Below are 19,418 nucleotides of genomic sequence, written 5' to 3'. Positions count from 1 at the left end.
CGAGGAACTATCAGAAAATACGATAGATCGAAACAACCGTATGCCCCGCCGATGAATCGTGGTATGTATGCACAAGCCACTGCTCGTCCCGGAGTTCCTCGACCGGGCGCGGACGCACTACGGCGACGACGAGGCGGTCGTCGCCACCACGGGCGAACGGTTCACGTACGACGAACTCGGCGAGCGCGCCGATCGGTTTTCAGCGGCGCTTCAGGAGCGCGGGATCGAAAAGGGCGACCGCGTCGCCGTCCTCGATCCGAACACGCACTACCACCTCGAGGCGGCCTACGGAATCATGCAAACGGGGGCGGTCCACACCCCGCTGAACTACCGGCTCACACCCGACGACTTCGAGTATATCCTCTCGGACGCGGGCGTGGACGCGATCTACGCCGACTACGACTTCGCCGAGCGCATCGAGGCGGTTCGCGATGAGGTGCCGACGGAGACCTTCATCACGAACGATCCCACCGAAGTGGACGGTGACTGGGAGAGTTTCGACGGCGTGCTCGAGGACGCGGGCACCGAGTACGACCGCCCCGAAATGAGCGAGGACGAGATCATCACGATCAACTACACCTCGGGGACGACGGGCGATCCGAAGGGGGTCTGTCGCACCCACCGCTGTGAGACGATTCACGCGTACCTGCTGGTCGGTCATCAGGAGATCACCGACGACGACGTCTACCTGTGGACGCTGCCGATGTTCCACGCGAACGGCTGGGGCCACATTTTCGCGGTGACGGGAATCGGCGCGACCCACGTCTGCACGCGCGGGATCGACGCCGGAGAGATCTTCGAGACCGTGCGGTCGGAAGATGTCTCGTACATGTGCGGTGCCCCGACGGTGTTGAACATGCTCGTTGATTACTATGAAGCAAACGAGCCAGAGACGACCGGCGACGCGGACGTCCGACTCGCCACTGCCGGCAGCGCGCCGCCGGAGGCGACCATCCGAACCGTCGAGGACGAGTTCGGCTGGTACCTGAAACACGTCTACGGGGCGACCGAGACCGGGCCGCTGATCACTACCTCCGACGCCCGCCGGCGCTTCGACGACGACAGCGACGATCGGTTCCGGATCAAGAAGCGGCAGGGACTGGCCTATCTGGGAACCGAAATCCGAGTGGTCGACGAGGACGGAAACGACGTCCCTCACGACGACGAGACGCTCGGCGAGGTCGTCGTTCGGGGCAACCAGATCATGGAGAAGTACTGGGAGAAGCCCGAAGCGACCGAGGAGGCCTTTACCGACCGCGTCGAGGGCTACTACCACACTGGCGACCTCGCGACCATCGACGAGAACGGGATGATCGCGATTCAGGACCGCAAGAAGGACATCATCATCTCCGGCGGCGAGAACATCTCGAGCATCGAACTCGAGGACGCGCTCTTCGACCACCCCGAGGTGTCGGACGTGGCCGTGATTCCGGCACCGAGCGACGAGTGGGGCGAGACGCCGAAGGCGTTCGTCGTGCCCGCGAGCGGCGATCCGGACGATCCGGGCGTGACGGAGGGGGATCTCGAGGCCTTTACTCGCGAGAACCTCGCGGGCTACAAAGTAGTCCACAGGGTCGAGTTCGTCGAGGAACTGCCGACGACCGCGACGGGAAAGGTCCAGAAGTACGAACTCCGCCAGGAGGAGTGGGAGGACGAAGAGCGGATGGTCGGACAGGGGTGACGCTCGAGGCGGGCGCCCAGATAGGGATCGGACCCGACCGGTCCGTGTCGCTACGGCGTTCTATATAGGTCAGTAGTCCGAACATAGCAACGGATTAGTAGGTTTTGGCGGATTCTCGAGTATGTCCGACCCGACAGGGACGACGCGACGAAAAGTGCTTTCGAGTGGGGTTGCCGCCGGGACCGTCGCGGTCGCGGGCTGTCTGAGCGATCTCACCGGCGGGGGGAGCGGCGAGACCTACACCGTCGGCCACGGCGAGTACGAGACCGAGATCGACTCCTCGTCGTTCCCCGACGAACTACAGATCTACTGCGTCCAGACCGGCTGGTCGAACTGGGGAGCAGTCATGGAAGCCTTCGAAGAGGAGTACGACCTCCCGCTGTACGACGCGCAGGGCTCCTCCGGCGAGGCCCTCGAGGATATGCGGGCCAACGCCCGAAACCCGACCCACTCGGCGTACAACGGCGGCTACTCGTTCGGCCTCGAGGCGATGAACGACGAGCTGACGAGCGATTACAAGCCGGCCAACTGGGACGTCGTTCCCGGCGATCTGAAGACCGACAACGGCCACGTGACCGCGACCCGACAGATGACGACCGCGGTGACCTATCGGGCCGACATCTACGAGAAGCGGGGACTGGACGCGCCCGAAACCTGGGAGGACCTGAAACACCCCGACATCGCGCAGGACCTCGCGTTCACGCCGCCCCACACCGCCAACGGACAGGCCTCCGCACTGTCGGTCAACCGGGCCTACGGCGGCGACCTGGACGACCTCGATCCGGTCATCGAGTACCACGAGGCGATCGCCGACCACGGCGCTGACTTCCGGCGCAACGTCGAGGGGCCGATGACCGCCGGCGAGATCTCGACCGTCGTCGAGTACGACTACACCGGGCTGAACCTCAAGTACAACAACGACGAGTTCGACGAGGACCAGATCGAGGTCGCGATCCTCGAGGGGCCCGACGGCGAGCCCGGCGCGATGAACGTCCCCTACGGCTACGCCCTCCTGCGGAACGCGCCCAATCCCGAGGCGGCGAAGCTGTTCATGGACTACGTCCTGACCGAGGAGTGCCAGGAGCTGTTCTTCGACGCCTACGTCCGCCCGATTCGGGCGAACGAACTCGACCAGCCCGACGAGTTCCCGGACAAGTCGTCCTACGAGGCGGCGGGCTTTACCGTCGATCAGGAGACGCTCGTCGAAAATCAGGAGGGCATTCAGGAGGAGCTCGTCGACCGGACGCCGCTGCAGGGAGCCCAGTGATTGCGGATGTCAGTCCGGAAATCGGCGACGGCGTCGGTCCGTCGAGTCGCGACGCTGGCGTCGACGACCGCCCGTCCGACGACCGAACGCGAGCGCGAGCGCCGGCGGATCGCGGTCCTCTGTCTCCCCTTCTTCGCGCTCGCGATCGTGGCAGGGTTCGTCCCGCTGGCGATGCTCGTCCGGATCAGCCTGGCAGAGGACACGATCTGGATGGAAGGCTGGTCGCTCGAGGCCTGGGAGACGCTCGCGACGACCCCGGAATACTGGCGGGTCGCCTGGAACACGCTATGGTTCGTCGGGCTGGCGACGGGGGTCAGCGTCGCGCTCGGCGTCGCCGTCGCACACGCCCTCGAGAAGTACGACCTGCCGGCCGAACGGGTCGTCGTCGCGGCGGTGTCGTTTCCGATCGCGCTGCCGGGGATCATCGTCGCGTACCTGATCGTCGTCCTACTGGGACGGCAGGGCCTGGTGACGAACGCGGTCGCCGTCGCGACGGGCGGGGCACCGCTCGACCTCGCGAGCGCGACCGCGATCACCGGCCTCTTTCTCGGGTTCGTCTACTCGTTGCTCCCGCGGGCGACCATGGTGTTGCGCGGAACCTACGCGGAGATCAACGCGCAGGCCGAAGAGGCGGCACGCGCGCTCGGCGCGAGCCGGTGGCGGACGTTCTATCACGTCACGCTTCCCGAGATCCGCCCAGGGATCGTCGCGGCTGTGATCCTCACGTTCCGCTCCGGGCTCGCGATCTTCGGGACCGTGTTGATCCTGCAGAGCCATCGGGTGATCACCCTCCAGATACACAACGAGATGAGCGTCGGCTCGTACAACCCGGACGTCGCGGCCGCGATCGGGCTCGTCTACGTGGTCTTTATCGTGGCGTTCACGTTCGTCGGGCTTCGGTTCGTCGAAAACGACGCGGTGGAGATCTGAGATGACCGGACCAACGGAATCGGACGAGAACGGCGGCGACCCGACATCGGCTCCCGGATCGGAACGGGTCGGTCCGCGCCCGGACGGCGGCGCTACCGAAGCGGCCACCGGCGAAGAGTGGTCACGGTCCGGAACGGCGCTGTCGACAGCGGTCGGCCGCCCGCTTCTGGTCAGCGTCGTCGCGATCGTCGTCGCGTTCCTGACCGTCCCGGTCATCGTCACGTTCGTTTCGTCGTTCGCGCAGTCGGCGGCCGGCGTCGTCCCCCGAGGGTTCGTTACGTTCGAACACTGGCGACAGGTCCTCGGTTTCGGCGATCACGGCGTGCAAGCGAACGCGATCCCCGGGCTCGCGTTCAGTCTCGCGATCGCGACCGGCGGAATGCTCCTGAACGTGATCATCGGCGTTCCGGTCGCGTACGCGCTCGCGCGGTACGACTTCTATGCGCGGGACTGGGTCAACACGTTCGCAATCCTGCCGCTCGTTCCGGGGCTAATCCTCGGGATCGCGTTCGTACAGACCTACCCGGAACACGGCCGCTCGGCGCTGGGGCTGATCGCCGGCTACTGTCTCCTCAAATCGCCGTACATGGTCCTGACGGTCCAGAGCTCGTTCCAGTCGATGGATCTGGTCCGCCTCGAGGAGAGCGCCCGATCGCTGGGAGCCTCGTGGCCGCGGGCGTTTCTGACGATCGTCGTCCCCCACGCCAAACGGGGGATCGTCGCCGGCTGTATCATCACCTGGACGCTTGCAGCCGCGGAGTTCAACTTCACGTACATGGTGGCGAGCGGCAGCCCGGATCCGTTCGCGGTCTTCCTCTACCGGAACATCTCGAACGCGACGCACCTCCAGTCGGCGGCGGCCGTCTCGGTCTACTTCGTGATCGTCGTCGCCGCGATACTCGTCCTGCAACTGCTCGGCAAACGGGGGTTCTCGACCGCACACCAATGAGACACGCTACGAACGGAGTACGGCGTCGAATCGCTCGCACACCGATCGACCGAAGCGCGCTCGAGGGTGGTGAGCGCCCGTGAGCGACGTCACCCTCGAGTCGCTGACCAAGGCTTACGGCGACGAGGTGGCCGTCGACGGGATCGACCTGACGATCCGGGACGGTGAGATCCTCGGGGTCGTCGGCCCCTCGGGCTGTGGAAAGACGACGACGCTGCGGACCATCGCCGGCTTCGAGACGCCGACCCACGGCCGGGTGCTGTTCGACGGGGTCGACGTGACGCACGTCCCACCAGAAGAGCGGAACGTCGGCCTGGTCTTCCAGTCCTACGCCCTGTTCGACACCATGACCGTCCGTGAGAACGTCGCGTTCGGGCCGAAAATGCAGGGGGTCCCGAAGGCCGAGCGCCGCGAGCGGGCCAACGACCTGCTCGCTCTGCTCGACATCGCCGAGCTGGCCGACCGGCGGCCGACGACGCTGTCGGGCGGCCAGCAACAGCGGGTCGGCCTCGCGCGCGCGCTCGCGATCGAACCACACGTCCTCCTGCTCGACGAACCGATGACGGGGTTGGACGCCGAACTCAAGACCCGGCTGCGCGACGAGATCGGCGAATTGCTGTCCGACCTCGAGGTGACCGCGCTCTACGTCACCCACGATCAGGAGGAGGCGATGGCGATGTGCGATCGGATCGCGGTGCTGGCGGACGGGACGCTCGAACAGGTGGGCCAGCCCGCGGAGATCTACCGCCGGCCCGCCAACCCCTTCGTCGCGAACTTCGTCGGGAGTTCGACCCTCCTCGAGGGGGTCGCCGAGAACGGCCACGTCGATCTGGGCTTTACCGAACTGCCCGTGGCGGCCGAGACGGACGGCTCGGTGCAAGTCGCGGCCCGGCCCGCCGCCTTCGAACTCGGCGAGGGACCGATCGAGGCCAAAGTGACCGGCGCGACATATCTCGGAGACCGAACCCGGCTCACGGCGACGCTGCCCGACGACACGACCGTGACGCTGCATACCGACGGGATCGACGGCTATCGGATCGGCGAATCGATCCCGCTCTCGATCGACGAACAGCGGGTCCACATCCTCGAGTAGGCGGTGTTGCGAAACCCCATCGAAAAGAAACGATGGTCATTCGTCGCGCTCGCTCCGATCGAGTCCAGCGGATCGATCCTGCTCGTCGTCGCGAACACGGCCGTCGACAGCCGTGCGACGGCTGTCGACCGAGCGACTCCGGTCGCGGGCCGAACGCGACGATTCTCGGCCACCGCGATCTTTCGCGATCCGTTCCGCTTCCCGCCGATCCACGACGGTCGGGTCCGACGTTTCCCGACTGATCGCCAGCCACAGGACGAGCGAGATCGCGAGGGAGACGAGGAGCAGGATCACGACGGAGACAGCCATTTCTCGTCGATACTCGAGAGCCCGAGCACAAAAGATTTGTGAGATGATACGAATGGAGCACGTATGCGAGACGACGATCGCGGCTGTCCGAAGTGTGGCCACACGGAGACGGAGATCGACAAAATTTCGACGACCGGGAGCGGCCTCTCGAAGCTCCTCGACGTCCAAAACCGTCGGTTTCACGTCGTAAGCTGTACGGACTGCGGCTATTCGGAACTCTACAAGGGCCAGTCATCGGGCGACATGGTCGATCTGTTTCTCGGGTAGCCCGACCCTCGAGGTCGAGTTCCCGCCGTTCGGCGGCGAACGGTGCGCGGAAAACTGTAAACAGTTATCCGGCTGGGGGAGCTAGCCCCCCACAAGATGGCCAACGACGTCAAGCCCACCCGCAAGAACTTGATGGCGATCGAGGATCGCATCGAGCTCTCCGAGCGGGGCCACGGCACGCTCGAGAAGAAACGCGACGGGCTGATCATGGAGTTCATGGACATTCTGGACAAGGCCCAGGACGTCCGCGGCGAGCTCGCGCAGGACTACGAGGCCGCCCAGAAGAAGATCAACATGGCCCGGGCGATGGAAGGTGACGTCGCAGTCCGCGGTGCCGCGGCGGCGCTACAGGAACACCCCGAGATCACCACCGAATCGAAGAACATCATGGGCGTCGTCGTGCCCCAGATCGAATCCTCCAAAGTCACCAAGAGTCTCGACCAACGAGGCTACGGGATCATGGGCACCTCCGCCCGCATCGACGAGGCCGCCGAAGCCTACGAGGACCTCCTCGAGAGCATCATCCTCGCCGCCGAGGTCGAGACGGCGATGAAGAAGATGCTCCGAGAGATCGAGACCACCAAGCGCCGCGTCAACGCCCTCGAGTTCAAGCTCCTGCCGGAACTGTACGACAATCAGGAGTACATCGAGCAGAAACTCGAGGAACAGGAACGCGAGGAAACGTTCCGCCTGAAGAAGATCAAGGAGAAAAAGGAAGCCGAAGAGAAGGCAGAACGAGAGGCCGAGGCGGAGGCCGAAGCCGAAGAAGCCGAGGAGAAACAGGACGAACTCGAGGAGATTCAGCCGGACACCGCCGCACAGTCCCCGACGAGTACCCAGTGAGGCGTACCAGCTGACTCGCTCGGTCGATCGACCGAACGTTCACCCGCTGATTAGATCTCCACAGCCCGTTCAAAGTGCGGTTCGTTCCCGATTCAGTTTTCCGTCCGTGATTCAGTTTCCGGCCCCGACGAGCACCGCAAAGATGTACCGTCGGACGCCGCGTTCGGTTCCGTCCGTCCGCACCGTCTGATCCTCGAGCCGATCACAGCCGAGACGCAAACCGATTAGCGTCCCGGATGTCTCACGCATCAGCGACCGGTTCCCGACGGACCCGAGCGTGAGATCCGGCTCACGCTCGACCTGTGTTCGTCGCTCGCGACGGACCGCGTCGCCGCTCGAGTTCGAGCAAGTGCACTATTGATCGAGCTAACGCGTCGAAAAGCGATGTGTTCCGTCCCGATGGGACGGACCGATCGAGCGCGGACCCTCGATGTCGGGACCGGCTATTTCCCGGTCGGCCGCACGTTGTTGCTGATCGCCTGTTTCACCTGCAGTGCCGCGCTCGCGGCCAGCCCGCGGGCGACTTCGTCGCGTTCGTCTGCGGTGATGACTTCCTCGGGGGCCGCCTCCTCGAGGTCGGGCGTGAAGCCGGCACTGACCGCGTGACCGACCGGCGGTCGGACGGCGACGGTGACCTGCGGGCCGGTCATCCCGGTCGAGACGTCGGCGTCGACGACGTATTCGTTGGGAAGGAACTCGCGTGTACGGGCCGCGATCCGCGAGACATCGCGGTGGAGCAGTCGTTTCTGTGCGCTCGAGAGGTCCGGAACGTCCGCCGCTGCACGCTGCCCAGCACCAGTCTCGCCCGGTAGCCCTGCGTACGGCGTATTTCCGTTCATGAGAAGTGTGTGCCCGTAGCAATGCGCCGCCGGGTCAAAAGGGTTCGCCTTCGGTCAATTCGGGAGGATCGGCTCGCTATCGCCGTATACTGCGAGGACGACCGCCGTCGTGTACCGACCCGAATCGGCCTGCCGACTCTCGACGGCCGCCCGCGGGTCTGCGAACTGCCAGTCACGAAGTTCCTGTCCCGCGGCCAGTCCCTCGCGAACCCGGCGTTCGACGTCCTCGCGATCCATCTCGCCCGCGGTCTCGTAGAACAGGCCCGGGCCGTCGTTGACCGATTGCACCCAGGCCAGCGCCGCGCTCACGCGACCGGGGCCAGCAATGGTGGCTCGAGCCTCGACGACGGTCAGGCGCTCGCCGGCGGGCCCGAGGTCGGGGGCGGTGCCGACGGCCTCGACATGGGTCTCGGCGGGAATGACGGACGAGACCGAGACGAGATTGTAGTTCTCGACGCCGGCCTCGGCGAGGGCCGCGTCGTAAGAGGCCATCGCCGTGGGTGCCGACGCGGACCCCCAGACGACTCGAATCGTGCTCATATTCGCTTTCGGGGACGAGCGGCGTAAGGCGTTGCGATCCAGTCCCGATGCGGAAACGGATCGGTTCAGTGGCCGCGAGCGGAGCCCGAAGAACCGAGGGCTCTGCGAGTCGGGGGAGGGCAGGCAACTCACCGACACTCACCGCGAGTGAGCGAAGCGAACGAGCGGGCCGACGACTGACCCGGAGCGAATGAAGTGAGCGGCGGGGAAAGAGGAGTGCTTTTAATCGAAATTTTACCGAGGGAGCGGCGAAGCCGCGACCGCAGCGTAAAATTCCGGTTCTATTGATAGAAGTAACCCGCCGACGAAATCACGTCGCTCGAGTCATCTTCCTCGATCTTCTTGAGGGCGTCCGCGAAGTCCTGGTGGGTGACCTGATCGCGGTCGTTGCGGATGGCGAACATGCCGGCCTCGGTGGCGAGGCTCTCGATATCTGCACCGGAGTAGCCGTCGGTGTCGGCCGCCAGGTCGGCGAAGTCGATGTCGTCGGCGACGTTCATTCCGCGAGTGTGGATCGCGAGGATCTGCTCGCGGCCCTCCTCGCTGGGTTCGGGGACTTCGATGAGGCGGTCGAACCGGCCGGGACGCAGGATGGCGCGGTCGAGCATATCGAATCGGTTGGTGGCGGCGATGATGCGGATCTCGCCGCGGGCCTCGAAGCCGTCCATCTCCGAGAGGAGCTGCATCATCGTCCGCTGGACCTCGGCGTCGCCGGAGGTCTTGGACTCCGTGCGACGAGTCGCGATGGCGTCGATCTCGTCGATGAAGATGATGGCCGGTTCGCGCTCGCGGGCCATCTCGAAGAGGTCTCGAACGAGCCGGGAGCCCTCGCCGATGAACTTGCGGACGAGCTCCGAGCCGGCCATCTTGATGAAGGTGGCGTCGGTCTCGTTGGCGACGGCCTTGGCGAGCATTGTCTTGCCCGTTCCCGGTGGCCCGTAGAGGAGCACGCCGCTGGGCGGATCGATCCCGACCTCGTCGAACAGTTCGGGCTCGGCGAGGGGCTGTTCGACGGCTTCGCGGACCTCGCGGACCTGCTCGTCGATGCCGCCGATGTCGGCGTAGGTGACTTCCGGCTTCTCCGTGATCTCCATCGACTGGGCGCGCGCGTCGGTCTCGGTGTTCAACACCGTCTGGATCGCAAAGGAGTCGTTGACCGCGACGCGGTCGCCCGGCGCGACGCTATCGACGATCCGAGCGGAGACGTCCGTGAGCACCTCCTGGTTGTTGCCGTGCTGTTTGACGATGACTTGCTCGTCGTCGAGGACGTCCTCGACGGTGGCGATGTACAGCGATGAGCTCTTCAGCGTCTCGTTTTCGCGTTCGACGCGGTCGACTTTCTCCCGGAGGCGTTCGCGGCGATCCTCGGCGTCATCGAGCTGGGCCGACAGCTTGTCGTTGACGTCCACGAGCTCTTCGTAGTGCCCGCGAAGCGCCTCGAGCCGCTCGTCGTCGGGGAGATCGGCGTCGATATCGCGGTGAGGTCGGTCGGGAATAGACGGGCTTCGAGACATCCTGATATACGCCGTTAAGATAGCGACAGTAAATGTGCCTTTGGGTCGCGGAGGAATTTCTGTCGGTTGGCAGTACAGTTGACCCGGCTATGGCAGGCCACCGGGGAAGAGCGGAGCCTCGATCACTCGAGCAGCGACTCGAACTCCTCGAGGCGCTGGCCGTAGGTCTCGAGCGCGCGATCGATCGGCTCCGAGGTGCTCATGTCGACGCCGGCGATCCGCAGGAGCTCGAGCGGGTACTCCCGGGAACCGCGGCGGAGGAACTCGAGGTAGTCGTCGGCGGCGGACTGACCGTTCTCGAGGACGTCATCGACGATCGCGAGCGCGGCGGAGATACCCGTCGAGTACTGATAGACGTAGAACGCGCGGTAAAAGTGCGGGATACGCATCCACTCGGTGGCGATGCGGTCGTCGATCACGGCGGGCTCGTAGTACTCTTCCTTGAGTCCGCGATAGACCTCGTCCAGTCGATCGGCGGTCAGCGGCTCGCCCGCTTCCTCGAGGCGGTGGGTCTCGTGTTCGAACTCCGCGAACAGCGTCTGGCGGTAGAGCGTCGAGCGCACGCGCTCGAGGAACTCGTTGAGGACGTGTTTCCGGAACTCGGGGTCGTCGACGGTCTCGAGGAGGTGATTGGTCAGCAGGGCCTCGTTGACCGTGCTGGCGACCTCGGCGACGAAGATCTCGTAGTTCGAGTAAATGAAGGGCTGTTCCTCCTTCGTCAATTCGGAGTGCATCGAGTGGCCGAGTTCGTGGGCCAGCGTGTACATCGAGGAGATGTCCCGCTGGTAGTTCAGCAGGATGAACGGCTGGGTGTCGTAGGTACCTCCCGAATACGCGCCGGATTGCTTCCCCTCGTTCTCGTAGACGTCGACCCACTGAGAGTCGAGCCCCTCGGCGACGCGGGACTGGTACGCCTCGCCCAGCGGCGCGAGCGCGTCAACGACGTACTCGGTCGCCTGGTCGTACTCGAGGTCCGGGCCCTCGTCGCCCGTCAGGGGCATGTAGAGGTCCCACATCTGCAGGTCGTCGACCCCCAGCGCTTGCTCCTTGAGTTCGGCGTGGTGGTGGAGCTTGTCGAGGTTGTCGTGGACGGTGTCGACGAGCGTATCGTAGACCTCGACGGGGACGTTCGGGCCGTCGAGGGCGGCTTCGCGCGCCGTGTCGTAGTTGCGCGCTCGAGCGGTCTTGACGTCGGCTTTGACGCTGTTCTTGTAGGACGCGGCGACCGCGTTCCGGACCGACGACCACTCGTCGAAGTAGCCCTCGTAGACGCGCTGTCGGAACTCGCGATCGGGTCGCTTGAGCAGGTTCGTGACGTTGCTCTGGGTGATTTCGACCGCCTCTCCCGTCGGATCCTCGACCGTCGGGAACTCCATGTCCGCGTTCGAGAGCATGTTGTAGACCTCACCCGTCGCGCCCATCACTTCGCCGAGGTCGGCTAACAGCGCCTCGACCTCGGCCGAGCGGGTGTGGGGCTTCATCCGGAGGACGTCGTCGACGTAGTGGTCGTAGGTCTCGAGGTCGGACTCCTCGTCGACCATCGACTCGAACTCCTCGCGGGTCAGCTCCTGGATTTCGGGGTCGATAAAGGAGGCGGCAGACTGGGCGTCGGCCGCCAGTGACTGCGAGCGGGCCGTCAGCGCCTGGTACTGCTGGTTCGTCGTATCTTCGTCGCGGCGCATGCGGGCGTAGGCCGCGACCGTCGATACCTCGCGCATGATCTCGTCGCGCAATTCGAGCACCTCCAGGAGGGTTTCGGCGTCGTCGGTGACCCGCCCCTCGTAGGACTCGAGGTCGTCGACGCGTTCGGCGACCGCTTCGTAGGCGGACTCCCAGTCGTCGTCCATCGCGTAGATGCTCTCGAGGTCCCAGGTGTACGCCTCGTCGACCTCGGAGCGCTCGGGGACGGAACTCATACCCCGAATTTTGAAACGGAGGAGGTAAAGGGTATCGGACGCTCTCGCGGACGCCTACGTTTCCGCGTCGACCGCAGTCCGGACGACTCGAGCGACGCCGAGCATCGCGACGTACGTTCCGACGAGAACGAGTAAGACGAGCAAGATGACGCCCAAAATGGACGCACCCGCCTCGGGATGGGTCCGTAGCGGTGACGTGAGACGGAGGCCGAAGAAGAGGACGAGCACGCCCGCGGCGACGCGGATCGACGCGCGCCAGTAGGCACCGTACTCGTCGGGCGAGAGGTCCATGCGCCGACGTGTGTCCTCGCCCGTGAAAAACACTCGTACACAGCCAACCAAGGGCCGGTGATCCGAACGCTCTCCGCTCGACTACTTTCCCGTCAGCGGATCCCGTCGGCCACCTGTCCAGCGACTCGAGCCCCGGTCTGCCGGTCGATTCGGCGACGTTCGAACACCGCTCGAGCGCTCTCTGCTGCCGCGTCGTCGGTCTCGAACTCGAGACTGGGGTAGTCCACGTCGGTCAGCACGAGCGGTTCCGGCGGCGCGGGTGCGATTCCCTCGTGGCCGGGCAACGGCTCGGGGTCGAGGACGCGGTCGATTTTCGCGAGCGGGGCGTCGCCGGCACCGACGTCGCGAGCCAGCGACACGAGTCGGCGGACGAGTTCGCGGGCGAAGCCGTCCGCGCTGACGGTGACGAGTAGATAGTCGCCGTCTCGGACCGCCTCGAGCGACGGCGAGCGTTCGGTGTTGTGGTCGTCCGGCGTCAGATTGTGGAAATCGTGGGCACCCGAGAGCGCCTCGCAGGCCGCGCGGAACCGGTCGTCGTCGAGAGAGCGGTCGGGCGTCTCGGCGTTCGACGGCGGAGCTCGCGGTGCATACAGGTGATAGGTGTATTCTCGACGGCTCGCGTGGTGTGTCGCGTGGAACGCCGCCGGCGCGTCGGCGGCCGCCCACGCGCGAACGTCCGCGGGAAGTTCGGCGTTTAGCGCCCGCGGCGCGAGCCAGTCCGGGGCCTCGAGCGCGATCGTCTGGGCGAGCGCGGAGACGCCCGCGTCGGTCCGGCCGGCAGCGGCGTAGCCCGCGGGTTTGTCGGCCTCGGGGGCGAGGGTCTCGAGTGCGCGGAGCGCGTCGAAGATCGTATCCTCGACGGTCGGGACGTCGGGCTGGCGCTGGAAGCCGTGATAGCCCGTACCGTCGTAGGCGATTCTGAACGCGCGGAGTGGCATTCGGTCTCGAGTTGATCCAGCGCGGCCAGCGGGTTATACGGTTCGTTCATATTCGGAGACGCTACTGACCGCACGGTACAGGCGGAGGACTTACCGCTGCTAGCATCCGCGAGCGAAGCGAGCGGTTTGCTACGAGAGAGCATCGCTCTCTCGGCATCAAGCGAAACCGAAGGTCTCTCGAACCATGAGGAATCCCGAGGCGCAAAAAGGTACGTAGACAGATCCACTGAGCGGATACCACGCCTACCGGAGCGTATTGAAAATAACCCGAATCAGAAAACCGATTCGATGACGGTCCTGCCAACGACTCACAGCTCGTCGTCGGGATCGAACCGGTCGTGATCGGGCTCGTGAACGTCGAATTCATCGGTGCCGGACTCGCCGATATCCGAATCCTCGAGGTCGAAGGCATCGGTCTCGAGCGCCGAGCCGTCGGCGCTGATGGCCCCGTCCTGGACCTCGATGGTGACGCCGTCGTCGTCCGAGGACAGCCCCAGTAACTGTCCCGTCGCCGACTCCACTTCCTGATTGACCGACCAGACGAACCGCAGGACGGACTCGAGTTCGGTCCCGACCTCGCGGACGCCGCGCTGCCGGGAGAGATCGCCCAGACTCCGTGCCCCCTCCGGATGGAGGTACTGGATCGGATGATCGGTCGGTACCTCGCGGAGGTCGACGTCGAACGACCAGATGTAGGGAAGGGCCTGAAGCGCGTAGCCCTGCGGTTTCGGTGCCCGTCGGCCCGCGGCGCTCAGCGCGATGGTCTTCGCCGTCGATTCGCCGTCGGTGTCGAAGTAGACGCCCGGAACGCGCGGAATTGAGAGTCGCATACTCGTGGTAGGGGGCCGGGAACGGGTGAGTCCCGACCCGGCACTCCCAGCCTCGTTTTATAGGGGGCGCGGCGGATTCGGGCCGCCCGTTTCGCTCCCGTCAGTGGAAGGTATCCGCGAACTTGTCTCGCCGATTGATATCGAGTTCGCTCACGCTCGAGCCCCCGCGAGTCGCGGCGAAGCGAATCGCTTCGGCGACCTCCTCTGGTTCGGTGACCTCGCCTTCGTCGAACCGCTCGGCGAAACTCTCGCCGTCAGCCGCTCCGAACGCAGAGCGGACCTCCGCGGGGTTGACGATCGTGATCCCAACGTCGTCGTCACCGATCTGGGCCGCGAGGCTCTTAGCGAAGCCCCGGACCCACCACTTCGTCGCAGCGTACACGGGATTGGACGGCCGCGGGTGCTTGCCGGCGAAACTGGCGACGAAGATCAGGTGTCCCTCGCGCTCGCGGACGTGGGGAATCGCCGCCCGCGTCGCGTAGAAGACGCCGTCGACGTTGGTCTCTTGCATCGTCTCGTAGTCGTCGGTCGACAGCGATTCGACGTCGCTCCCGCGGCCCAGTCCGGCGTTGTTCACCAGTACGTCGATCCCGCCGAAGCGGTCGACGCCCGCCTCGAGAAGCACGTCGACGTCGTCCTCCTCGCGAACGTTCGTGGGAACGACCAGCGTTTCGACGTCGTGGGTCGCTTCGAGGTCGTCCGCGAGATCGGTCAATCGGCCCTCGCTGCGGGCCGCGAGGACGACGTTCGCTCCCGCGGCGGCGAGTTCGCGACAGGTCGCCGCGCCGATTCCCGAACTCGCGCCCGTGACGATCGCCGCCTTCTCGGCAAGTGACGTATCGACCATAGCCGACAGTACTGAGCACCGGCCCCTAAAACCGGGGCCAGCACTGGCTATCTCGTCCCGAACCGATCCGCGCTGACGAGACGAGGCAGGGCGGAAATCGTTCGACAGCGATATATAGACAACTGTGAAACAGTTCCGTACAATGGGGGGCCATTGGGGGACGAGCAGCGGCAGTAGCGATCGCAGTATCGTTCGAGCGCCACAAGTGGCAGCGGCGCTCGAGGAGTGGACGTATTCGACCAGTCCGTCGGACAGGGACGCCATCGCGCGGCGGCTCTCGACGACGTTTCCGGCGGCAGACGTGCGGCGGAGTGACGCATCAACGGCCGACGACGTTCGCGTCGACGGCGTCCGCGTCGTCATCGCGCATCGGCTGGGTTCGGCGTTCAGGCGCGATTTCCACATGCTTGCCGACCGGTTCGACGACGTGGTCGTTTACTCGACGACCTGTCACACGTCGACGCCGAACGAGTGGCGGGAGTTCAAACACCGTCATCGCGGGGACCACGCTGGGGCCCGAGTTCGGTTCGTCCACCGACGGGAAGCCGCTGCGGACGACGGTGGGAGCACCGTCCGAGCGCTCGCAGCGCTAGCGCTTCCGATCATGGGGATCGTCGGCCTGCTCACAGCGTCGCTCGGCCTGTTCTCGGTGCTCTTCGCTCGCGCCCGCGCCGTGCCGCGACGACTGGAACGGCCCGTGCAGCTGGGGCTCGAGGGATTTCTTGGCGTCCTCGTTGCGCTCGGACTGTTCGCGTTCGCGAACAACGTGACGGTGGTCGTGCTCGGACGGGGTCTCTTCTAATCGATCACAGTTCCCCTCTCGTCCGAATGTTTGACGGCGACTCTGACAACGACATTCCCCTCTCGTCCGAATGTTTGACGGCGACTCTGACAACGACACTCCGACGACCGTGGAAACGGGAAGTAAGTGAGCGGGGCGACAGAGTCCGCCGGTTCAGTAGCTCTCGAGGTCGTACAGCTCGCCGTACTTCGAGGTGACGTACTCGAGGAAGTAGTCCGCGGTCAGTCCCTCGCCGGTGGCTCGTTCGATCAGGTCGGGCGTGACGTAGCGCTTGCCGTGGCGGTGGACGTTCTCGCGGAGCCAGCCGTTGAGTTCGTCGAACTCGCCCTCGCGGGTCTGCTCGTCGAAGGTGCCCCGATCGTCTTCCGCCGCGGCGTACAACTGCGCCGCGAGCACCGAGCCCAGCGAGTACGTCGAGAAGTAGCCGAAGTCGCCGTGAGACCAGTGAATGTCCTGCAGGCAGCCTTCCGCGTCGGTTTCGGGACGAACACCGAGATATTCCTCGTACTTATCGTTCCAAACCTCGGGGACCTCCGAGACCTCGAGATCCCCCCGGATCAGGTCGCGTTCGATCTCGAAGCGAATGACGATATGGAGGTGGTAGGTGAGTTCGTCCGCCTCGACCCGGATGAGATTGTCGTCGTGGACCTGATTCGCGGCCTCATAGGCCTCCTCGGGGGAAACGTCCTCAAGTTCCGGAAACCGCTCGCGGGCGATCGGCAGGAAGTGCTCCCAGAAGGGACGAGAGCGGCCAACGTGGTTCTCCCAGAGTCGAGACTGGGACTCGTGGACGGAGAGGTCGCGAGCCTCGCCCAGCGGCGTGGCGTACCCCTCGTCCGGGAGACCCTGCGTGTAGTTGGCGTGGCCGAACTCGTGGATCGTCGAGGTGATCGACCCGAGCAAGTCGTCCTCCTCAAAGCGGGTCGTCACGCGCGCGTCGAATTGCGTTCCCGAGGAGAACGGATGCGGTGCCGTATCGAGGCGGCCGCGATCCCAGTCGTAGCCTAGCGAGTCGAGCACGTCGCGGGCCAGCGCCTCCTGATCGTCGTCGTCGAACTGCCCGGCGAAGGCATCGGTCGTCAGCTCGGCGTCGCTCTCCTGGACCGCATCGATCAGCGGGACGAGATTCTCGCGCAGGCGCTCGAGAACGCGCTCGGCCGTCTCGAGGTCGATGTACGGCTCGTAGTCCGCGAAGAGCACGGCGTAGGGATCCGCGTCCGGATCGATGTGCTCGGCGTACTCCCGCTTGAGTTCGACCAGTTTCTCGAGCGTCGGCGCGAACCGCTCGAAGTCGTCTTCCTCCCGGGCCTGCTTCCACGTGGGATGGGCGTTCGACGCCGTCGCCGAGATCTCCTCGACCAGTTCCCCCGGGACGCTCGTCTCGCGATCGTACGTGCGACGAACCTCGCGGACGACCGCGGCCTGTTCATCCTCGAGGTCGGTGCTCGCGGTTTCACCGTCTTCTCGCGGGCTTCGCCCGCTCGAATGGTCCGCGGAACTCCGTTCCGCGCTACTCGCTTCTCGAGACGACACAGTCGTCTCGCCTTCAAGTTCCGAGAGCAACTCGCCGGTCTCATCGGCGGTCAGGAGTTCGTGACTGATCGAGGACAGCGTCGAGAGCTGCTGTGCGCGGGCGGGCGTCCCCTCATCGGGCATCACGACCTCCTGATCCCACCGCAGGATTCCGGCCGCGTTGCCCACGTTCGAGATGCGCTGCACCCGGTCTTCGAACTGTTCGTACGTGTCGGCCTCGCTCGCGTCGCTCGGAGCCTGATCGGTCGCCATAGGCATATCGTTCGCTCGGAAGCGGCATCAACGTCGTGGTTCCGGTCACTTCGAAGCGATCGAATGCGAATGGCGGGCGGGCACTCGAAGACCTGTCGACTCTCGAGACGATCAGTACACCGTTGCAAAGGCGTTGCACGCTGCTGTCACGCTGCGCTCGCCAGCCCATGAGAGACAGATGGAACGTGCAAGCAGCGGACTGTTCCACCGAGCTGACGTAAGCCGTCTCACTATGGTCGTTGCATCACCAATCGCGTCAGCTATCGTATTCATCGTAAGCCTGCTGATCGGTGCGCTCGGCATCTACGCGGGTGCGCGAGTTATCGTTGGTCGGGGAGACTACGATCACGCCATCGTCACCGCGTTGATCGGAGCCATCGTCTGGGCGATCGTCGGTTTCGTCGTCGGCTGGATACCACTCGTCGGGCCGCTACTGGCACTGATCGCTTACGTCGCGGTCATCAACTGGCGGTATCCCGGCGACTGGACCGCCGCGGCGATGATCGGGCTCGTGGCGTGGGTCACCGTCCTGATCGTGCTCTACGCCCTCGCCGTGCTCGGCGTCACCGGTTTCGAGGCGGTCGGCGTCCCGGGGGTCTGAAAATCGACGATCAAAGAGCCGGCTACCGCGACGACGTCACCGCGATGGCGGCCACCGCTCCGCGAGTCCCCGATAGGTCTCGAGGCAGCGCTCGAGGACGGCGATCGAGACGCTCTCGTCGTCGGTGTGGGCTTCGCCGGGTTCGGACGGGCCGTAGATGACACACTCCGTCCCGGCCTGCGAGAGCCAGCCGGCGTCGGTCGCGTGCGGTTTCGTCACGAGTTCGGGCTCGCTCGCCTGCGCGTCGGTTGCGGCCGCCAGAACCGCGTCGGCGAACGCGTCGTCGTCACAGCGCATCGGCGGCAGATCCTGGTCGACTGTCCACTCGATTCCCTCGAGGTCTGCGACCCGCTCGAGGGCCGCACGTTCCCCCGGCACCGTCCGCTCGTCGACGGTGAACGCACAGCGGGCCGGAACGACGTTCATCGCCGACCCGCCCTCGATCTCCGTGACGGTGAGCCGGCCCTCGAGCGTGTCGCCCGCCGCGTCGACCGACGGGGGCTCGAGGTCACGGACAAGGTCGACGGCCGCAGTAGCGCGGTAGATGGCGTTCTCGCCGGCGTCAGCCTCGCTGGCGTGCGCCGCCGTCCCGCGGGCAGTGATTGTGCTCCCGCGGCGACCCTTGTGTGCGACGGCCACGTCGGTGACGTCCGGCCCCGAGTAGTTCGTCGATCCCTCGCCGACGACGGCGTAGTCGGGTGAGAACCCCTGCTCGATCGCGTGCCGTGCGCCGACGCCGCCGACCTCCTCGCCGACGAAGCTCGCGAAGACCAACTCGCCGGCGGGGTCGGCGTCGCGAAAGGCGAGCAGCGCGGCCGCGACCGCACCCTTCATGTCCGCCGTGCCGCGACCGTAGAGGCGACCGTCGCGCTCGTCGACGGCGTACTCGTTCGCTCCGTCGCCGTCTCCGCCGCCGCTCGCGACCTGTGACTCGGCCGGCGCTACGACGTCGTGATGTCCGACCAGCGCGAGCGTTTCCTCGCCCGTTCCCGTCCGAGCGATCACGTTGCCAGCGGCGTCTCGAGTCACGTCGGCGTCGGTCTCGCGACGGAGCCACGTCTCGAGGAAGTCGCCGGCAGCGGTCTCGTCCTCGTGGCTCGGGATGGCGACGAGTTCGCGCGTCAGATCGACGAGAGTCATACAAGAAGTGTCGGCCCCGGTCGTGTTCAGTGCACC

General features: G+C 65.5%; 21 protein-coding genes. 9 read left to right on the top strand and 12 right to left on the bottom strand.

Annotation, left to right across the window (positions count from 1 at the left end; genetic code table 11):
• Positions 1 to 67 precede the first annotated feature (67 nt).
• The 5 genes from CP556_RS09410 to CP556_RS09390 all read left to right on the top strand — a co-directional run bounded on the left by CP556_RS09410 (position 68) and on the right by CP556_RS09390 (position 5,920).
• Positions 68 to 1,681, top strand: a complete 1,614-nt coding sequence (locus CP556_RS09410; protein WP_098725382.1) for a long-chain-fatty-acid--CoA ligase — start codon at positions 68 to 70, stop codon at positions 1,679 to 1,681.
• Between the two features lie 121 nt (positions 1,682 to 1,802).
• Positions 1,803 to 2,948, top strand: coding sequence for an extracellular solute-binding protein (locus CP556_RS09405; RefSeq protein ID WP_098725381.1), 1,146 nt, complete (start codon positions 1,803 to 1,805; stop codon positions 2,946 to 2,948).
• 6 nt (positions 2,949 to 2,954) lie between these two features.
• Positions 2,955 to 3,878, top strand: a complete 924-nt coding sequence (locus CP556_RS09400; protein ID WP_098725380.1) for an ABC transporter permease — start codon at positions 2,955 to 2,957, stop codon at positions 3,876 to 3,878.
• A gap of 1 nt (position 3,879) precedes the next feature.
• The gene (locus CP556_RS09395) at positions 3,880 to 4,827 is read left to right on the top strand and encodes an ABC transporter permease (protein ID WP_098725379.1); all 948 of its coding nucleotides are present in this window, start codon (positions 3,880 to 3,882) and stop codon (positions 4,825 to 4,827) included.
• Between the two features lie 79 nt (positions 4,828 to 4,906).
• Positions 4,907 to 5,920: an ABC transporter ATP-binding protein gene (locus CP556_RS09390; protein ID WP_098725378.1), complete on the top strand. Its 1,014-nt coding sequence runs from the start codon at positions 4,907 to 4,909 to the stop codon at positions 5,918 to 5,920.
• Positions 5,921 to 5,956: 36 nt separating this feature from the next.
• Here the strand turns inward: CP556_RS09390 and CP556_RS09385 are convergent, their stop codons facing one another.
• On the bottom strand, positions 5,957 to 6,229 hold the full coding sequence (locus tag CP556_RS09385) for a DUF8143 family protein (protein WP_098725377.1): 273 nt from the start codon (positions 6,227 to 6,229) through the stop codon (positions 5,957 to 5,959).
• Positions 6,230 to 6,292: 63 nt separating this feature from the next.
• On the opposite strand from CP556_RS09385, the gene CP556_RS09380 reads away from it, so the two are divergent.
• On the top strand, positions 6,293 to 6,496 hold the full coding sequence (locus CP556_RS09380; RefSeq protein WP_098725376.1) for a zinc ribbon domain-containing protein: 204 nt from the start codon (positions 6,293 to 6,295) through the stop codon (positions 6,494 to 6,496).
• Positions 6,497 to 6,592: 96 nt separating this feature from the next.
• Entirely contained in the window at positions 6,593 to 7,339 is a 747-nt protein-coding gene (locus tag CP556_RS09375) for a V-type ATP synthase subunit D (protein WP_098725375.1), read from the top strand.
• A 111-nt stretch (positions 7,340 to 7,450) separates the two neighbouring features.
• Here CP556_RS09375 and CP556_RS25915 read toward each other — a convergent pair whose 3' ends face one another.
• The 9 genes from CP556_RS25915 to CP556_RS09335 all read right to left on the bottom strand — a co-directional run bounded on the left by CP556_RS25915 (position 7,451) and on the right by CP556_RS09335 (position 15,054).
• A complete protein-coding gene (locus tag CP556_RS25915) occupies positions 7,451 to 7,588 on the bottom strand; it encodes a hypothetical protein (RefSeq protein WP_176548158.1) in 138 nt (45 codons plus the stop codon).
• Positions 7,589 to 7,782: 194 nt separating this feature from the next.
• On the bottom strand, positions 7,783 to 8,178 hold the full coding sequence (locus tag CP556_RS09370; protein WP_098725374.1) for a DUF5811 family protein: 396 nt from the start codon (positions 8,176 to 8,178) through the stop codon (positions 7,783 to 7,785).
• Between the two features lie 54 nt (positions 8,179 to 8,232).
• On the bottom strand, positions 8,233 to 8,718 hold the full coding sequence (locus CP556_RS09365) for a pyruvoyl-dependent arginine decarboxylase (protein WP_098725373.1): 486 nt from the start codon (positions 8,716 to 8,718) through the stop codon (positions 8,233 to 8,235).
• Between the two features lie 281 nt (positions 8,719 to 8,999).
• Complete coding sequence (gene pan2 / locus CP556_RS09360; RefSeq protein ID WP_098725372.1) at positions 9,000 to 10,232, bottom strand: proteasome-activating nucleotidase Pan2; 1,233 nt, start codon at positions 10,230 to 10,232, stop codon at positions 9,000 to 9,002.
• A gap of 122 nt (positions 10,233 to 10,354) precedes the next feature.
• Complete coding sequence (gene pepF, locus CP556_RS09355) at positions 10,355 to 12,148, bottom strand: oligoendopeptidase F (protein WP_098725371.1); 1,794 nt, start codon at positions 12,146 to 12,148, stop codon at positions 10,355 to 10,357.
• 54 nt (positions 12,149 to 12,202) lie between these two features.
• A complete protein-coding gene (locus CP556_RS09350; protein WP_098725370.1) occupies positions 12,203 to 12,439 on the bottom strand; it encodes a hypothetical protein in 237 nt (78 codons plus the stop codon).
• Positions 12,440 to 12,531: 92 nt separating this feature from the next.
• Positions 12,532 to 13,377, bottom strand: coding sequence for a tRNA pseudouridine(38-40) synthase TruA (gene truA, locus CP556_RS09345; RefSeq protein ID WP_098725369.1), 846 nt, complete (start codon positions 13,375 to 13,377; stop codon positions 12,532 to 12,534).
• Between the two features lie 308 nt (positions 13,378 to 13,685).
• Positions 13,686 to 14,207, bottom strand: a complete 522-nt coding sequence (locus CP556_RS09340; protein WP_098725368.1) for a hypothetical protein — start codon at positions 14,205 to 14,207, stop codon at positions 13,686 to 13,688.
• 100 nt (positions 14,208 to 14,307) lie between these two features.
• Complete coding sequence (locus CP556_RS09335) at positions 14,308 to 15,054, bottom strand: SDR family oxidoreductase (protein ID WP_098725367.1); 747 nt, start codon at positions 15,052 to 15,054, stop codon at positions 14,308 to 14,310.
• 205 nt (positions 15,055 to 15,259) lie between these two features.
• On the opposite strand from CP556_RS09335, the gene CP556_RS09330 reads away from it, so the two are divergent.
• A complete protein-coding gene (locus CP556_RS09330; RefSeq protein ID WP_098725366.1) occupies positions 15,260 to 15,856 on the top strand; it encodes a hypothetical protein in 597 nt (198 codons plus the stop codon).
• A gap of 153 nt (positions 15,857 to 16,009) precedes the next feature.
• Here CP556_RS09330 and CP556_RS09325 read toward each other — a convergent pair whose 3' ends face one another.
• On the bottom strand, positions 16,010 to 17,641 hold the full coding sequence (locus tag CP556_RS09325) for a carboxypeptidase M32 (protein WP_098725365.1): 1,632 nt from the start codon (positions 17,639 to 17,641) through the stop codon (positions 16,010 to 16,012).
• Between the two features lie 232 nt (positions 17,642 to 17,873).
• On the opposite strand from CP556_RS09325, the gene CP556_RS09320 reads away from it, so the two are divergent.
• Positions 17,874 to 18,242 carry a hypothetical protein gene (locus tag CP556_RS09320; RefSeq protein WP_098725364.1) on the top strand — a complete coding sequence of 123 codons (369 nt, stop codon included), beginning with the start codon at positions 17,874 to 17,876 and terminating at the stop codon, positions 18,240 to 18,242.
• A gap of 36 nt (positions 18,243 to 18,278) precedes the next feature.
• On the opposite strand, the gene CP556_RS09315 is transcribed toward CP556_RS09320, so the two are convergent.
• A complete protein-coding gene (locus CP556_RS09315) occupies positions 18,279 to 19,382 on the bottom strand; it encodes a M20 family metallopeptidase (protein WP_098725363.1) in 1,104 nt (367 codons plus the stop codon).
• Positions 19,383 to 19,418: the final 36 nt, after the last annotated feature.

It is taken from the genome of Natrinema sp. CBA1119 (genome assembly GCF_002572525.1).
Lineage (GTDB): Archaea > Halobacteriota > Halobacteria > Halobacteriales > Natrialbaceae > Natrinema.
This window is presented reverse-complemented; position numbering and strand designations above follow the sequence as displayed.

Excerpts from the sequence above, each read along its gene's own strand:
- CP556_RS09315 (WP_098725363.1), bottom strand. The coding sequence starts at position 19,382 with ATGACTCTCGTCGATCTGACGCGCGAACTCGTCGCCATCCCGAGCCAC.
- CP556_RS09380 (WP_098725376.1), top strand. The coding sequence starts at position 6,293 with ATGCGAGACGACGATCGCGGCTGTCCGAAGTGTGGCCACACGGAGACG.
- CP556_RS09410 (WP_098725382.1), top strand. The coding sequence starts at position 68 with ATGCACAAGCCACTGCTCGTCCCGGAGTTCCTCGACCGGGCGCGGACG.
- pepF (WP_098725371.1), bottom strand. The coding sequence starts at position 12,148 with ATGAGTTCCGTCCCCGAGCGCTCCGAGGTCGACGAGGCGTACACCTGG.
- CP556_RS09335 (WP_098725367.1), bottom strand. The coding sequence starts at position 15,054 with ATGGTCGATACGTCACTTGCCGAGAAGGCGGCGATCGTCACGGGCGCG.
- CP556_RS09385 (WP_098725377.1), bottom strand. The coding sequence starts at position 6,229 with ATGGCTGTCTCCGTCGTGATCCTGCTCCTCGTCTCCCTCGCGATCTCG.
- CP556_RS09325 (WP_098725365.1), bottom strand. The coding sequence starts at position 17,641 with ATGGCGACCGATCAGGCTCCGAGCGACGCGAGCGAGGCCGACACGTAC.
- CP556_RS09405 (WP_098725381.1), top strand. The coding sequence starts at position 1,803 with ATGTCCGACCCGACAGGGACGACGCGACGAAAAGTGCTTTCGAGTGGG.
- CP556_RS09320 (WP_098725364.1), top strand. The coding sequence starts at position 17,874 with ATGGTCGTTGCATCACCAATCGCGTCAGCTATCGTATTCATCGTAAGC.
- CP556_RS09370 (WP_098725374.1), bottom strand. The coding sequence starts at position 8,178 with ATGAACGGAAATACGCCGTACGCAGGGCTACCGGGCGAGACTGGTGCT.
- CP556_RS09340 (WP_098725368.1), bottom strand. The coding sequence starts at position 14,207 with ATGCGACTCTCAATTCCGCGCGTTCCGGGCGTCTACTTCGACACCGAC.
- pan2 (WP_098725372.1), bottom strand. The coding sequence starts at position 10,232 with ATGTCTCGAAGCCCGTCTATTCCCGACCGACCTCACCGCGATATCGAC.
- CP556_RS25915 (WP_176548158.1), bottom strand. The coding sequence starts at position 7,588 with ATGCGTGAGACATCCGGGACGCTAATCGGTTTGCGTCTCGGCTGTGAT.
- CP556_RS09375 (WP_098725375.1), top strand. The coding sequence starts at position 6,593 with ATGGCCAACGACGTCAAGCCCACCCGCAAGAACTTGATGGCGATCGAG.
- CP556_RS09395 (WP_098725379.1), top strand. The coding sequence starts at position 3,880 with ATGACCGGACCAACGGAATCGGACGAGAACGGCGGCGACCCGACATCG.
- CP556_RS09400 (WP_098725380.1), top strand. The coding sequence starts at position 2,955 with ATGTCAGTCCGGAAATCGGCGACGGCGTCGGTCCGTCGAGTCGCGACG.
- CP556_RS09365 (WP_098725373.1), bottom strand. The coding sequence starts at position 8,718 with ATGAGCACGATTCGAGTCGTCTGGGGGTCCGCGTCGGCACCCACGGCG.
- truA (WP_098725369.1), bottom strand. The coding sequence starts at position 13,377 with ATGCCACTCCGCGCGTTCAGAATCGCCTACGACGGTACGGGCTATCAC.
- CP556_RS09350 (WP_098725370.1), bottom strand. The coding sequence starts at position 12,439 with ATGGACCTCTCGCCCGACGAGTACGGTGCCTACTGGCGCGCGTCGATC.